The 13,792-nt window shown below is 41.9% G+C and carries 14 protein-coding genes and 2 pseudogenes; 4 read left to right on the forward strand and 12 right to left on the reverse strand.

Annotation, left to right across the window (positions count from 1 at the left end; genetic code table 11):
- Positions 1 to 13: 13 nt before the first annotated feature.
- Positions 14 to 155 (reverse strand): annotated as a pseudogene (locus CDC33_RS33590) (IS1/IS1595 family N-terminal zinc-binding domain-containing protein); the annotation flags it as partial.
- 535 nt (positions 156 to 690) lie between these two features.
- On the opposite strand from CDC33_RS33590, the gene CDC33_RS33595 reads away from it, so the two are divergent.
- Positions 691 to 2,988 (forward strand): calcium-binding protein, encoded by a 2,298-nt coding sequence (locus tag CDC33_RS33595; protein ID WP_109012966.1) that lies wholly within the window; start codon positions 691 to 693, stop codon positions 2,986 to 2,988.
- Positions 2,989 to 4,201: 1,213 nt separating this feature from the next.
- Here CDC33_RS33595 and CDC33_RS39465 read toward each other — a convergent pair.
- The 3 genes from CDC33_RS39465 to CDC33_RS33610 all read right to left on the reverse strand — a co-directional run bounded on the left by CDC33_RS39465 (position 4,202) and on the right by CDC33_RS33610 (position 5,242).
- Positions 4,202 to 4,351 carry a hypothetical protein gene (locus CDC33_RS39465; RefSeq protein WP_181374367.1) on the reverse strand — a complete coding sequence of 50 codons (150 nt, stop codon included), beginning with the start codon at positions 4,349 to 4,351 and terminating at the stop codon, positions 4,202 to 4,204.
- 41 nt (positions 4,352 to 4,392) lie between these two features.
- A complete protein-coding gene (locus CDC33_RS33605) occupies positions 4,393 to 4,758 on the reverse strand; it encodes a four helix bundle protein (RefSeq protein ID WP_109012968.1) in 366 nt (121 codons plus the stop codon).
- 103 nt (positions 4,759 to 4,861) lie between these two features.
- On the reverse strand, positions 4,862 to 5,242 hold the full coding sequence (locus CDC33_RS33610; protein ID WP_109012969.1) for a hypothetical protein: 381 nt from the start codon (positions 5,240 to 5,242) through the stop codon (positions 4,862 to 4,864).
- A gap of 48 nt (positions 5,243 to 5,290) precedes the next feature.
- Between CDC33_RS33610 and CDC33_RS33615 the strand changes: the two genes are divergently transcribed.
- Positions 5,291 to 5,695 carry a hypothetical protein gene (locus tag CDC33_RS33615; RefSeq protein ID WP_181374299.1) on the forward strand — a complete coding sequence of 135 codons (405 nt, stop codon included), beginning with the start codon at positions 5,291 to 5,293 and terminating at the stop codon, positions 5,693 to 5,695.
- A 15-nt stretch (positions 5,696 to 5,710) separates the two neighbouring features.
- On the opposite strand, the gene CDC33_RS33620 is transcribed toward CDC33_RS33615, so the two are convergent.
- From CDC33_RS33620 to CDC33_RS33630, 3 genes are all read right to left on the reverse strand, one after another.
- A complete protein-coding gene (locus tag CDC33_RS33620) occupies positions 5,711 to 7,066 on the reverse strand; it encodes a replicative DNA helicase (protein ID WP_109012970.1) in 1,356 nt (451 codons plus the stop codon).
- On the reverse strand, positions 7,063 to 8,529 hold the full coding sequence (locus tag CDC33_RS40845; protein WP_244919485.1) for a hypothetical protein: 1,467 nt from the start codon (positions 8,527 to 8,529) through the stop codon (positions 7,063 to 7,065). The genes CDC33_RS33620 and CDC33_RS40845 overlap by 4 nt, the downstream gene beginning before the upstream one ends.
- A gap of 110 nt (positions 8,530 to 8,639) precedes the next feature.
- The gene (locus CDC33_RS33630; RefSeq protein WP_109012971.1) at positions 8,640 to 9,446 is read right to left on the reverse strand and encodes a DUF5131 family protein; all 807 of its coding nucleotides are present in this window, start codon (positions 9,444 to 9,446) and stop codon (positions 8,640 to 8,642) included.
- A 41-nt stretch (positions 9,447 to 9,487) separates the two neighbouring features.
- Between CDC33_RS33630 and CDC33_RS33635 the strand changes: the two genes are divergently transcribed.
- Positions 9,488 to 10,444: an RpnC/YadD family protein gene (locus tag CDC33_RS33635; protein WP_109012972.1), complete on the forward strand. Its 957-nt coding sequence runs from the start codon at positions 9,488 to 9,490 to the stop codon at positions 10,442 to 10,444.
- 60 nt (positions 10,445 to 10,504) lie between these two features.
- Here CDC33_RS33635 and CDC33_RS33640 read toward each other — a convergent pair whose 3' ends face one another.
- The 5 genes from CDC33_RS33640 to CDC33_RS33660 form a co-directional block, all read right to left on the reverse strand.
- Positions 10,505 to 11,110: an MT-A70 family methyltransferase gene (locus CDC33_RS33640; RefSeq protein ID WP_109012973.1), complete on the reverse strand. Its 606-nt coding sequence runs from the start codon at positions 11,108 to 11,110 to the stop codon at positions 10,505 to 10,507.
- A gap of 18 nt (positions 11,111 to 11,128) precedes the next feature.
- Positions 11,129 to 11,587, reverse strand: coding sequence for a hypothetical protein (locus CDC33_RS33645; RefSeq protein WP_181374368.1), 459 nt, complete (start codon positions 11,585 to 11,587; stop codon positions 11,129 to 11,131).
- Positions 11,588 to 11,597: 10 nt separating this feature from the next.
- Positions 11,598 to 11,894: a VVA0879 family protein gene (locus tag CDC33_RS33650; protein WP_109012975.1), complete on the reverse strand. Its 297-nt coding sequence runs from the start codon at positions 11,892 to 11,894 to the stop codon at positions 11,598 to 11,600.
- 2 nt (positions 11,895 to 11,896) lie between these two features.
- Positions 11,897 to 12,421, reverse strand: coding sequence for a hypothetical protein (locus CDC33_RS33655; protein WP_109012976.1), 525 nt, complete (start codon positions 12,419 to 12,421; stop codon positions 11,897 to 11,899).
- Positions 12,422 to 12,530: 109 nt separating this feature from the next.
- Positions 12,531 to 12,866 carry a hypothetical protein gene (locus tag CDC33_RS33660; RefSeq protein ID WP_109012977.1) on the reverse strand — a complete coding sequence of 112 codons (336 nt, stop codon included), beginning with the start codon at positions 12,864 to 12,866 and terminating at the stop codon, positions 12,531 to 12,533.
- 19 nt (positions 12,867 to 12,885) lie between these two features.
- On the opposite strand from CDC33_RS33660, the pseudogene CDC33_RS33665 reads away from it, so the two are divergent.
- Positions 12,886 to 13,725: pseudogene (locus CDC33_RS33665) on the forward strand (AAA family ATPase); the annotation flags it as partial.
- Positions 13,726 to 13,792 lie beyond the last annotated feature (67 nt).

Below are 13,792 nucleotides of genomic sequence, written 5' to 3' on the forward strand. Positions count from 1 at the left end.
ATAATGAAATTGTTTTGACTTCATCTGGATACCCTTTCGGTGGATTGTAGACATCTATAAATTGGCGACCACAATCAACACAAATGTGATGAGCGTTTACCTCGACGCTTACCATTTTTTCTAACCCTGGTGGACTCGCAGTATGGACAATGCACAGTAGATGACCTCAACTCATCCCTCTATTATGCAACGCCAGATATTGCTAGGCGTAGGCTAGCAAGAACCGCAGCGATCGCACTATTCAAATATGTATTTTGTATCACTTATTTAAATATTTGCCTACTACTTTCTGGAAATTATTGCCTAGAAAATAAAACAATATGAAGAAGAGATAAAGTTCAGTATTTGTATATACATTTATAGGCAAATAATGTAAAGAATGTGTAAAGACGTTTATTTAAATATAAACATCTAAGTAAAATATTGACTGACTATGTAATTATTTTGAGGCTACCTATTCCTATTCAGATGTTCTCTATTTTCAATCTAGACACCTGCGGAGAATAGCTGACTATGTACAAGACTTTTCATAAAGTGAATCTTCAGGAAATATTACTGTTTCTTCAAGGGTGGCGTGTAAAGTATGCCGAAAAGGTCAAATTTCGGTGAATTTTTATGCTCAAAAACAACACTAAACTCAAGGTTGAGAACCGAAGTTACTGAAAAAATCGATTTAGGTAGGTAAAAATCATGGCAGATATTATTGGAACCAAGGGGAATGATACCCTACTGGGCACTAACAGCGCAGACACAATTAAGGGTCTTGCAGGGAACGATACCATTACAGGTAAACAGGGCAACGACACCCTGACTGGTGGAGGCGGAAACGATCAATTTGTTTACAAAATAGACGATTACAATTTCTTCACCGACGGTACTGATACTATCACCGATTTCGGTGGGGTAGGTAAAGGAATAAGCCCAACAGCAGCAGTAATTGCCGAAGTGGATACCATTAAATTCCAAGGGGATGGATTGACTGCTCGAAATCTGCTGCTGACCCAGAATGGCAAGAATTTAGAAATCACCTTTGAAGAGATGCCTGGTATTTATTTTGCAAGCGTGCCTGATGTCAAAGTCATCCTCCAAAACTTCAAATTAGAAAACTTCCAGAATCTGAAAGCAACTGGTGCAAAACCAGCTGTTGGTAATATCCTATTTGATGGGCAAACTAGCATAACCGAAAGCTTTAATGTCCTGGATGCCAACTCCACTGAAACGAGCATCGGCATCAAGAACAGGGTGACTTTCCTCAATGACCTTGACAATAACATTACAGGTTTAAACAACTCAGATGATGTGGTGAATGGTCAGGGGGGTAATGACAAAATCAACGGCTTAAGTGGCAACGACTTGCTGCGGGGTGGTGCGGGGAATGATACCCTCATTGGTGGTGCGGGGAGTGATACCCTCGTTGGTGATGCGGGGAATAACACCCTCGTTGGTGACGCTGGTGATGATATTCTCAATGTTGACTTTTCAACAGGCAATAACTTACTCTCTGGAGGCGTTGGTAATGATCGCTTGAGTGCTATAGCTTCAACAGGCGATAACCTACTTAATGGTGGCGATGGCAATGATGATCTTTCGACCTCTGGCAACTCGTCGTTCTACCTCCCAAACTTTGTATCTGCCCGCACCGATCCCTCTTTAGGCAATAATACCCTCAACGGTGGTGCTGGTGACGATTACTTGGATGCTAGCTATTCATCAGGCGATAACCTACTCTTAGGGGGCGATGGCAATGATACTCTTTCGGCCACTGGCTTTGACGGCAGATACGATACACCCACGAATGGCAATAATACCCTCAACGGTGGTGCTGGTGATGATCGCTTGGATGTTTACTCCTCAACAGGCAATAATATGCTCTCTGGAGGCGATGGCAACGATACGATAAATGCAAGCATTACTGGCAATGATACAATAGATGGGGGAATAGGTAACGATTTCTTGTCCTATTTTGGCTATTATGGCAATTATACCAAGGGAATCACTTCAACATTCAATGCTACTACTAACTCTGGCTTAATTACGGATGGCACGCATCGGGTTAGCTACAAAAATATTGAACGATTATATATCAGAGGTACAAAATACGATGACTTGATTGTGGGGAGCAATGGTAACGATACGCTCTCCGAGGGCGATGGTGGCAATGATACAATAGATGGGGGAATAGGTAACGATTTCTTGTTGTTTCAGAATAATAGTTCTACGAAGGGAATCACTTCGACATTCAATGCTACTACTAGCATTGGCTCAATTACAGATAGTACGAATCGGGTTAGCTACAAAAATATTGAACGATTAGATATCTCAGGTACAAAATACGATGACTTGATTGTGGGGAGCAATGGCAACGATACGGTCTCCGGGGCCTATGGTGGCAATGATACGATCGATGGGGGAATAGGTGACGATTTATTGTCGTTCGGCAACTATTATAATTCTACCAAGAGAATCACTTCGATATTCAATGCTACTACTAACTCTGGCTCAATTACGGATGGCACGAATCGGATTAGCTACAAAAATATCGAACAATTAGATATCTCAGGTACAAATTTCGATGACTTGATTGTGGGCAGCAATGGCAATGATACCCTCACAGGTGGCAAAGGTAATGATACCCTCACAGGTGGCAAAGGTAATGATAGCCTAATTGGAGGATCTGGTACTGACACCTTTGCTTTCAATAGTTTCAATGAAGGCATTGATAGACTTGATGACTTCAAGGCGACTAATGAACTAATTCAGGTGTCGGCTGCTGGTTTTGGTGGCGGATTATCATCAGGTTCACTCAAAGCTACTCAGTTTACCATTGGAACATCTGCAACCACTAACCAAGAGCGATTTATCTACAACAGCGCTACAGGTGGATTGTTCTTTGATCTTGATGGCAGTGCGTCTGGGTTTACTCAGGTAAAATTTGCACAATTATCTGGTGGATTGTCACTAACCGAAAACAATTTTGTGGTTGTTTAATCGGAGTTAGCGTGATTCGAGTCGCCAAGTGGTAAGGTTTACGGGGTGCTATTTTTTAGCATCTCGTATCTGTTTTGCTCAATGCAAATCCTTTTGGTAAGCAATGGCAACTTTCTCAGAGTATGACTGGTAAATTTAGCGGCAAGACGGACGCAGACACCATCAACTTTCTTCCTCAGTAGACAGGCCGCATTGAGGCACAGTAAGTAGCAGAATATTTGATATTTGGGAGCAATGTGATTTTGTCAGGTGGGTAAGCTCTTGAGGCTTTTGAGGCAGAGGAGAGAAAGAAAACAGTGTATTCAGGGGGATTGCGGTAGTAAAATTTACTAAAAATTTCTCTTTACTCCCCCTGCTCTCTCTGCCTAAGAAAGCTCATTATTACGATGAGCTAACTTTTTCGTGTTGCTCCCAAGAAACTCCAGGAGGGAGAGGTTGGGGCTGGATTGCTACCCAGTTAAGAGAAAATAATGAAAATCTACTACTAGGTGGTGGCAGTGGTAAAGTTGGTGAACCACCATTAATAGATTGAGCTTCAGTGTCTGTAAGTTGAATTTCTTAAAGATAGATATCTTCACCAACTAGTTTTTTGAGGTTTGGCATCATAAGTTTTTGATCAATTACGATCTGATAATTCTGATACTGTTGGCTGTTGTTCGGAGTTAATGAATTCGGTCTTAGGTGGTTTTCCTATTGTTTTAGGAGGTTGTGGTCTATTTTTTTTAGGTTGTGGGTTATGATTCTGGCTCATGTTAATTTATCTCCTTTGTAGTTTTAATCATTTGATAAAGGAAGAAGTTCAGTCAGGAGGTAGAAAATTTGTGTGATGACGATTATAACTTCAAGGGATGTCAAAAGTTTTTGAAACACAGATTAAAAGCTGATTTCGACTCCTTGCATTCCTAAGTGAAAATGAAGGTGTGCTAAGGCTTCTGGAAAACTTTTCGGTCTAGTGACCTTTAATGAAATTCAAAATTCAAAATTCTGTTAGGAAGAATAAGAATAATTTTGAATTGATTATCCTTCTAGGTCATTGCCCCCCACTGAAATATTTGATTTCAGTGGTGCTTCTAGGTGGTCGGTACAAGCCCCCACTGATTGTCTTTAATGAGGTACGGATAGAGGCATCCTTGACTATGAAACTGTGAGGCTTTAAGGTCGTTCTCTAAGAATTTTTCGGGTATTGCATATAACTCAACTATTACTGATTTAGTCATGCAGCCACCTCCATGACCAAATCATCCGGCACTTCAAAAATCCCCAGTTGCCCAATGTAAGGAATCGGCGTAATCTCGCGTGGATTCTCCAGCTTCCAGTGATATTGCTCAGGCATCCCCCAACCAAAACAATTCGCAATTCGCAATGGGCTTCGCCCCGCTACGCTAACGCAATTCGCAATTAATTTCATTGCTTGATTTTCTCTTTAACTTTTCGAGTAGATGCAACTAAGATTTTTCCCATTTCTCTAGTTTCTTGAAGCAAGGATTCAAACTTATTTTTATCAACCAATTCTGCCTCGATTAATATTTCTAACCAATATTCAGTTTCTCTTTCTTCCTTAAGCGCAATTTCTAATTTGCTCAGAAAGTCCTTATCAGATTGGGCGGATTGAGCTTCTTTAACATTTGCACCTATAGAAGTGCCACTTCGGAGTAACTGTTTTGATAATGTTCGACAAACTCCAGGCTTTTCATCTAAAAAAGTACAAGCTTTAACTATTCTTATTGCCAAAGCTTTCGTCCTATCAGCAATACTATTTTTCTGATTCATTTCTTTTACTCCTAGTTAATAATTGCGAATTGCGAATTGCGAATTGCGAATTGCGAATTGTTTATTGCCCAAGGCTGACGAACGGATAACGCTTTCACGGGTTTTAAAACTCCAGTAATTGAATGTATGCGTCTAATGCTGCGATCGCTGGATGTGGATGTGGCTGTGAACGCAGTCCGTTGCAGATTGTGGCGATAGTTCCAAGTTCTGTAAAGCTGAAGCTGATACTGGACTGTCGAGCCGCGCAGTGCTGAATAATCGTCAGTAACACAAAATTCAACAATTGAATTGTAAGATCACGTCGATTGGCTAAATGTGTTTCTAAGTTGTCAGTAATAATTTGGCGACTAGCAGTAAGAGAATTGCACCTTTCAACATCTGGTAAAATTCGGAGCTTGAACTTGTAATCGCGCTCAGTAGATAAACATTCATCAGGGGCAAGAGTTGCCCATTTATGGAAGAGTTGTTGGATAGTTGTACTCATATCTGTAGTTGTGAGTTTCTGCGAGAATAGAAAGAGAAAGGAGGGATTATGACAAACGCTTTTCCGCCGGAAGATATCAGTGCAAGGTTTGATAATATTGATACTCGTCTAGAAGAGATCGGTGACGAACTGGATTTACTGAGGACAGTACAAAATGCTAACAGGCGGGAAACAAGGGGTAACTCCCAAACCATTGCAAGATTAGAGCGTACTATTAGAGAATTGGCTGACATTGCGCGTCTCCATCAGGAAGGATTACGTGCTGCTCAAAGAGATGCTGAACGTGACCGCCAAGCCATAAGGGAAGTTGAACTTCAAGCTGACCGCGATCGAGAAGTATTGTTGGCTTCTCTATTCCAAGCAGAGCGCGATCGCCTTGCTTTTCAAGAGGAAATCCGCAGAATTTGGGAGTATTTACGTGACCGAAATGGCGGAAGTAGTACGCCGAATTAATTAACTCCATCCCGTTTACCTCGCCAAGTTCAAAAATTTCGATGTAGATAAATCGCACAACATCGTTGCAGTGCCGAGCTTACCGTAAAGGCGGTTTTTCTCAACAATCAACTCGATAGTGCGATCACTGGGGTCTTTCGTATACACGGCATCCCGGTAAAGCATAATTAACTGGTCGCAAACCTCAAAGATTTCGCCAGAATTACGTAACAGATGACGATTAGGGCGTTTATCAGCCGTTGTTTGATTGCCCCGATTGATTTGACAGCCCAAGAAAACAGGGATTTTGTGAGACTTGGCAATATCCCGAATCTGGCGGGTAATCTTGCCGACTTCAAAAGCCATATTTCCACCGGACTCCAGAGGAATCTGCTGCAAGTAATCAATAAACACAGCACCAATAGAACCACCAAATTCGGCAATAGCACGGCGCACAGCAGAAGCAATCATTGTGGTTGTAGGGGAAGAATGCTCATAGATTTTCCAAGGAAGTTCCACCATCTGTCCTATACCTTGTGCTATTTGCTCCCAATAGCATTGAGTATTGGTTTGAATCATAGAAGCATCTACGCCTGTGATTCGTGCCAGCATTCGGGCATTGAGTTGATTCTTATCCATTTCTGGAGTTACGTACAGAACTGGTTTTCCAAGTTTGGTCATGATTTCGTAAGCGTAAGAAATCATGAAGTGAGTTTTGCCCATGTGGGATTCAGCAGCCACTACAACTAAGCTGCTGGGGTAAATCCCCCCGGTGATATTTTCTAAGTCGTACCAACTAACTTTGTCGCCTGCCATATTCCCCATCTCCAGCTTTTGAAAAAGTTCAATGCCCATGTCTTGTGCTGAGAAAACCTTGCAACGTTCATCGCTTTGATTTTGGGTAACGCCAAAAACTTTCGCCTCAGCTTCCCCAAGGACAAGTGGTAGTTCAGTTTGCGTCTCATAACCGAGTTGGACAATTTCATTGCCCACTTTGATTAACTGCCGCCGTCGATATTTTTCCATCACCAGATCAGCCAAAGCATCAATGTTAACGGCGGATACAGTGCGGTCTACTAAAGTCGCTAACTTATTCCTGCCACCAACGCGATTGAGCAGATTGTGGTCAGCCAACCAAGCGGTGACAGAAAGCAAATCTGTGGGTTGGTATGTAGCATGAAGTTGGACTGCGGCTTGATAAATATATGAGTGAGCGCTGATGTAAAAGGCTTCAATGCTCAAGCGATCGCTGACTCTAGTCATTGCTTCTGGGTCAAGCATAATCCCGCCCAAAATCGCTTCTTCAGCTTCGATATTTTGTGGAGGCAAGTTGTCAAATGACCTGTCAGGGTGAAAAGAAACTACGTTGTCTTGATTGCTATACTGAGTCATGCTCTTAGTGCTAATTTTAACTGTGCTTCAACTTCTCTCAAATTCGTGGAAGATGATCTGGTGTTGCTCGAAACTTTTGCAGAAGAAGCTGCGGCTTGAAGTTTTGCCTTTAGCTCCAGCATTTGTGGGCTGTGTTGATACTCATTGGATGGAACCCGCTTTGATTGCTCTTGCTGACGGCGCATTTGGTCTTGTGCCAATGCATCTTCGAGCGAACTGTTAGTGGTGTTTTTTACTCTTTGAGCCAAAGCAGTGCGCTGTTGAGGTAGGGGCTGTTTTTCTGTTTGCAATGCTTGGTTATAGCGCTGCATCAGGTTCGTCCACCCACCCTTGGTTTTCTCCCAGGTGTTCATTACAGCGATCGCGTGAGTAATTTCGAGTTGTGCTGAGAGTTTAGACTTAGTGGCTAATTCAGCAGCCAGGAAGTCCACGACTACCGGGTTGAAATTCTGGTAGCGATTATTCAGCTTTCGCTCTCCACTGTGCCAAGGTAAAACCCAGCGATTCCACTTGATTTTTTCTCTGACAACCAATGGCAGAAAATCATCAGCAAAAGCAGTCGGGTCTGTGATCCAGGCATCAATCAGTTCTTTCACGTTCTGCGCTGTCTTGTAGGGACAGGCTAGCTGCGGTTTATTCGCTTGTTCGGATTTGTCGAACGACCCTGCCGCAATAGTTGACCCTCTTGAGGGGTTATCGGTTTGTTGCAAAGACTCGGATTTTTTTGACAACGAAGTGGGTTGTTGTAGGGTTGGTTCTTCTGGAGTTGGTTTTTCAAGTTCAATTTCTTTCGTTGTTAAATCAAGTTCTTCTTTTTCACACACACATTCTTGGGTGGGGGACGCGGGTGGCGAAGCCAGGGGCGCATTGTGTGTAATCTCTGAAGTAATCTTTGAAGTAATCTCTGTATCTATTAGATCATTTTCACCTTTTCGGCAATTGGAATTTAACCTTTTCGGCAATTCCATTTTCACTTTTTCGGCAATTCCATTTTCACCTTTTCGGAAATTCACCTTTTCGTCAGAACCAGAAGCTACTTGTGTTTTGATATGTTCAGGAGCTAATGATGGAGTTTGAACTACAAGATTTAGTAGTTCAAGAAAATTCTCCCAGTCGATTCGGATATGTTTAGTTGGACTATTACCAAATTTGTAAAGCGCAGTCACAATTAGTTTTTTGGACTCTAATAACTTGATAGCTGTATCAAATTGCTTGGGTGTAATTCTGCACTCTTTCCACCAATCATCACGTTTTTTAGCCAGCCACTTGTGCCCCTCACGTTCAATTCTGAGTCTGGGTTGCCCTTCATGATCCGGTAAATGCCAGTAGATGATCTGACTAAGTAAAATTCCAGCGATTAAGTCACCACCAGCCACATCTACATAACAACGTTTGACTTCTATCGTGTCCCTAGAACGCGATTCCCAGGCTAGAAAACTGTTTTGGTCAGAGAGCCAATTCATCTTTCTAGACCTCCTTTCATCATGTTTTCTGCTAGAATCATGGTTATATTCTCCATTCCTCAAAAATTGTGAGTTTATTCTTCCCCCGCACTACAGGCAGGGGTTTTGCTTTAGCCACATATAGACAAAGGCAATTCTCTAACTTGCAGATGAAGGGGAAACTCTTCAATATCTCCCCCTTTCTTGTTGCGGGTTTTAAATTGCTGCCCCCCAAATTTCGCATTCGCCCCCAACTGCTTCACAAATACGGGTGTTTTCGATTGTTGGCATTGTTGGACAATTGAATTAATCCATTCAATGTGGCATGGTCTGGAATTTGGGCCAGATTCACCACCAACAATTACTAACTGAACATCATTCAAGTATTGAGTGATATCGCCCAAATCTTCTAGCAATGGTTCAACTGACCAGAACCGAATTAAAGCCGGAATTTTAGTAAGAAATTGACTACGTTCTTCTAAAGTGCGGCGATTCTCAATCGAAGTTCCTGGCCAAATATTTAAAGGTAACTTGTCTAGTCCATGACAAGAAAGCCATTCATCCATAGATGACAGCATAATTTCTGGGCGTTTGGTGAGAATCTGAAATATTTGATTGGGAGCAACGAACATTCCATCTAACATTTCATGTTGCCAAGAACGTGGAATCCATTCACCAAAAACATCAGTCATTGAAGAAACGAAATGCTTTTTAGGTTTCCTTTGGAACCTCCATTTCCGAATAGCTTCTGTATCTAACACTAGCTCTGGTGGTTGCCCAGAGTAGGGTTGCTTATTCCCACCAAAAAAAGAATTTTGATTTAGCTTTTCGCTATAGCAATTTTTACACCCATCAGATATTTTTTGACACCACCAACCGCCTCGCTTGGCACGGATGATATTATCTGTTAAGTCTGCCCATTCTATATTTGTTGGCATGATTACTTTTCTCTCATTAACTTGAAATTGAACAGTTGAGTATGACTAATAAAACACCTCAAACGGAATATGATTCCCCGTGGAAGCAGATGTTGCAGTTGTATTTTGAAGACTTCATGCAATTCTTTTTTCCTCAAGCCCATGCTCAAATTGATTGGAGTAGAGGTTTTGAGTTTCTAGACCAAGAGTTACAGCAAGTAGTTCGTGATGCTGAATTAGGAAAACGACTAATTGATAAATTGGTGAAAATCTATCGCATTGGGGGCGAAGAATCTTGGCTGTTGATTCATATAGAAATCCAAAGTCAAGAGGAAACCGATTTTCCTAAACGGATGTTTGTCTACAACTATCGAATTTTTGACCGTTACGATCGCTCTGTTGCATCATGCGCGATACTGGGGGATGACAACATCAACTGGCGACCATCGCAGTTTGGGTACGATTTGTTTGGTTGTACGGTTGATTTTCAGTTTCCTGTAATCAAGCTGCTAGACTATAAACAAAGGTTGTCGGAGCTAGAAGCCAGTCGTAACCCCTTTGCTACAGTGGTAATGGCTCATTTGGCAGCAGTGCAAACCCGCAGTAATAGGTCGCAAAGGAAACAATCAAAACTGAATTTAGTACGTCGGTTGTATGAGCAAGGGTTTGAACGCGAGGCTGTTGTTAACCTTTTGGCTTTTATTGATTGGATGCTAACGTTACCATTGGATTTAGAACTAGAGTTTAAAAGAGAAGTCGAACAATTGGAGGCACAACTGCGTATGCAGTACGTTACTAGTTTTGAGAGAATTGCTCGAATAGAATCTTTATTAAAAGGCATAGCTTTGGGATTAAAACTCAAATTTGGAACACCTGGACAAAACTTATTGCCTGAAATTGAGCTTCTTGAAGATTTCAGATTGCTGGAATCAATCTTGGCAGCAATAGAAACAGCAGATACTGTGGATGAATTGCGTTCTATTTATCAGACAGCAGATGACACACCGTCAGAAAATTAGAATTGTTTGATATTTGATTTTCAAGGTTCAGCAAGTTTTGAGTGCCGAAATTAGCGTTAATTAAGCACTCAATGAAGTATCGTTATCAATTTCTGCATTAAGCTGATCAAACAGATCCGCCTGATCACCCCAACAATCCCAGCCAACTCTAGACGAACGTGCGAACATCTCCAGCTTGGTCATATCAGGACACAGCTTTTCTACAAGTTCAAAAAACTGTTCGGGCTTACGTGAATGCTCACGACGGGGTGAGTGTAAAATGCTTGACTGGTTTGTGAGTGTCCGTCCAGCAAAAGCCTTCACATTCCCACGAACAGCCAAAGCGCAATGTTCAGTCGAATTCCGCAACCAATGACCGACACCTAGATGTGTTTTAGTGTTATCCTTGGTAACTTTTTCCCAAGTCAAAATAGTCTTGAGTTCAAATCCCCATGTTTGCAAGCATTGAGCTGCTTCGATCATGTGATTGTTGGTGAACCAAAGCCAAAGAACTGACCCCCTGCGATCGCTTAAGTCTGGAACAGGTAATGACAGTATTTCTTGTATGTGCATTGGCTTGTAGTTAATGCGGTTTCGGTGAGTTTTATCCTGATTTCTCAGCCGATAGAACCAGGGAGGGTCAATCACGATGCACTGGTATTGACCTTCTAATGTTGTTAGTCTCATATTTAACTCCTGTTATTTTCAAACTTGTTCTGGAAATTCAATGTGGCTTAAAGTCTGAAGTTCAACAGCTAATCCACTTAAGAAATTTTGGAGTTCGACTGTTGCCAATTCTTTGGATATCTCTTTTTCTGACGTATAAATAAGTTGCTTGTGATGCCCAAAGTAAACTTCTGTACGAGTCAAGTTTTGCTCTGTGTCAGTTAACAGAGTCAAAGTAAATCTTCCAAGTTTGCAAAAGTAATAAGGACGCTTTGAACTCCAAGGCTTTCCAGGTTGCCAAGTGATTTGAGGTTTTTTACCAATGTGAACGCTGATAGATTCAAAATCAACGTGGAAAATGTTCATTAAGGCAAGCATTTCGCCACTGTTGTAATGATCTACAACGTGCTGTCTAATGCCTAATTCTGCTAAACCTTCAGGAATATCAATGTGAGCTTCAGATGAGATTTTTTCAACTACTGTGACTATGGCTTTCATATCTCCTGCCTCAAACCCCAAATTCAAAAACTTTAATTCCATCAACATCAACGGGATTAAGGTTAATTAATCCGCCGCCAGCGTAATTACAAGGAATCTTGCGCTTATCCTTATCATCGAAAGCTTCTTTACAAACTGGCATCCATCGTCCTACACAAGAAAATCCTGCGGCAGAAGATGGAGCGCCAGCTTTTTTGTAATCTTGGACAGAAGCAATGTGACCGCAACATGGACACTTAAACTTCCATTGCATCTTGTCTTGTCCAAATAGTGTTTCTCCAAGAGTTAGCCACTGTTCTTTATTCATATTTAATCCTCCTCATCTTCTAATTCTTCGTCTTTATGAAAACTTACCCCAAATAATTCATGAATAAAAGCTCCTACTTTTTTCCAATCAACTTGGGCTTCAGCTACTTCCGGCATAGGATATTTTTTAGTGATTCTTTTAAAACTAGAAAAATCTTTCCAAGTCCACTCGCCTAACTTATCTGATTCAGTCTCAGTTAGGTAATTTAGGCTAATAATATAATCTTGTACTCTTTCTTTGATTTGTTCTCTGTCGCCAAATTTCCAAAACTCACCAAACCAAGTAATTACTTTTTTTGTGCTGTCTGTTTCTGAAGAGTCTTCCTCCACCTCCTCATCTGAACATTCATCTTCGATGGATTCAAATTCTTGAATAGCAAAAATAGCCATAGCCACACACGCTCTTTCTGCTGGATGTGTAGCTGATTGCATTCGATATGATTCGGGGACTACATAGCCTTGGATCGCGTAGAATTTCTTAGCTAGTTTTTCAATGAGTACATCTTTCTGGAAGTAGCCGAGTTCCATATCTTTTCCCCTCAAGGTAAAATTTACCTTTGTTGTAAAAGTCTTAATTCTTGATTACTTGGCGATCGCTCTGCTTGACCGATGACCGATGACCAATGACCAATGACCATCAAGCAGTAACTACAGCTTTCTTACTAGCGAAAGCCCCCGCCTGCCTTAGCGCTGCACCAGGGCTAGGGTGAGCGAAGAACTCTTCTATAGCTTTGGTCAACCCAGCCGCAACAGCCGGATCGTGACAAGCGTAGACATAGATGGGCTGTTGCACACCGTTAACCAATCGTGTTTCTTGGCGATCGCCTAACTGTGGGTAAAAGGGAGCAACGCGATTTTGTGAGGTGCTAAAATCTGGGACGTATATAGCTTGTTTCAGGATGCGATCGCAACTAAAAAACCAGATTTTGTTGAGAATATAGGGGTGTAATTGAGAACTAAACCCCGATCTCACTTTTTCGCGTTGCTCCCTGCGCCAAGATGCTTTTACCGAAGAAGCCAGACGCTACGGTATTCCTAACCCCAAAGGGATGTTACTTGTGGGCATTCAGGGAACAGGAAAATCTCTTTCAGCCAAGACAATTGCCCATGAATGGCGCTTACCGTTATTAAGATTAGATTCTGGGCGTTTATTTGGTGGGATTGTCGGCGAAAGTGAAAGCCGGGTACGCCAAATGATTCAGTTAACGGAAGCAATGGCACCCTGCGTTTTGTGGATTGATGAAATTGATAAAGCCTTTGGCAATATTACCAGTAGCATTGATGGGGATTCGGGGACATCGCGCCGCGTGTTTGGCAGTTTGATTACCTGGATGCAGGAGAAAACCGCCAGCGTGTTTATTGTCGCCACGGCAAATAATGTCAAAATATTACCAGCCGAATTGTTGCGAAAAGGAAGATTTGATGAAATTTTCTTTTTGAATCTACCTACAGAAGCCGAACGCCAAGAGATTTTTAAGGTGCATTTGCAACGGTTACGCCCCAATCGGCTGCGAGAATTTAACTTAGCTTTGTTAGCTAAACAGAGTCTCAATTTTAGCGGTGCGGAAATCGAGCAGGTAATCGTTGATGCCATGCACCAAGCATTTTCCACGAGAGTTGAGGGACAGCGCCGAGACTTTAATACAGAGGATATTTTACAGGCTGTAGCGCAGACAGTGCCATTAGCTGCGATCGCACATGAACAAATTGAAGCATTAAAGCAATGGGCAGCACAAGCCGGTGCTAGAACCGCCTCCAATGATGTGCTGTTGGTAGAAGAATTAAAACAATATTCAACCGAACAAGGAATAGGCCCTTTAGAAGTCGATTAAAATAGAAAAAATACGTGTTTCCTACGCCTCGTTATTTAATCCAAAATCGTTTGACTGAGCGAAGTCG

The sequence above is a fragment of the Nostoc commune NIES-4072 genome, assembly GCF_003113895.1.
Lineage (GTDB): Bacteria > Cyanobacteriota > Cyanobacteriia > Cyanobacteriales > Nostocaceae > Nostoc > Nostoc commune.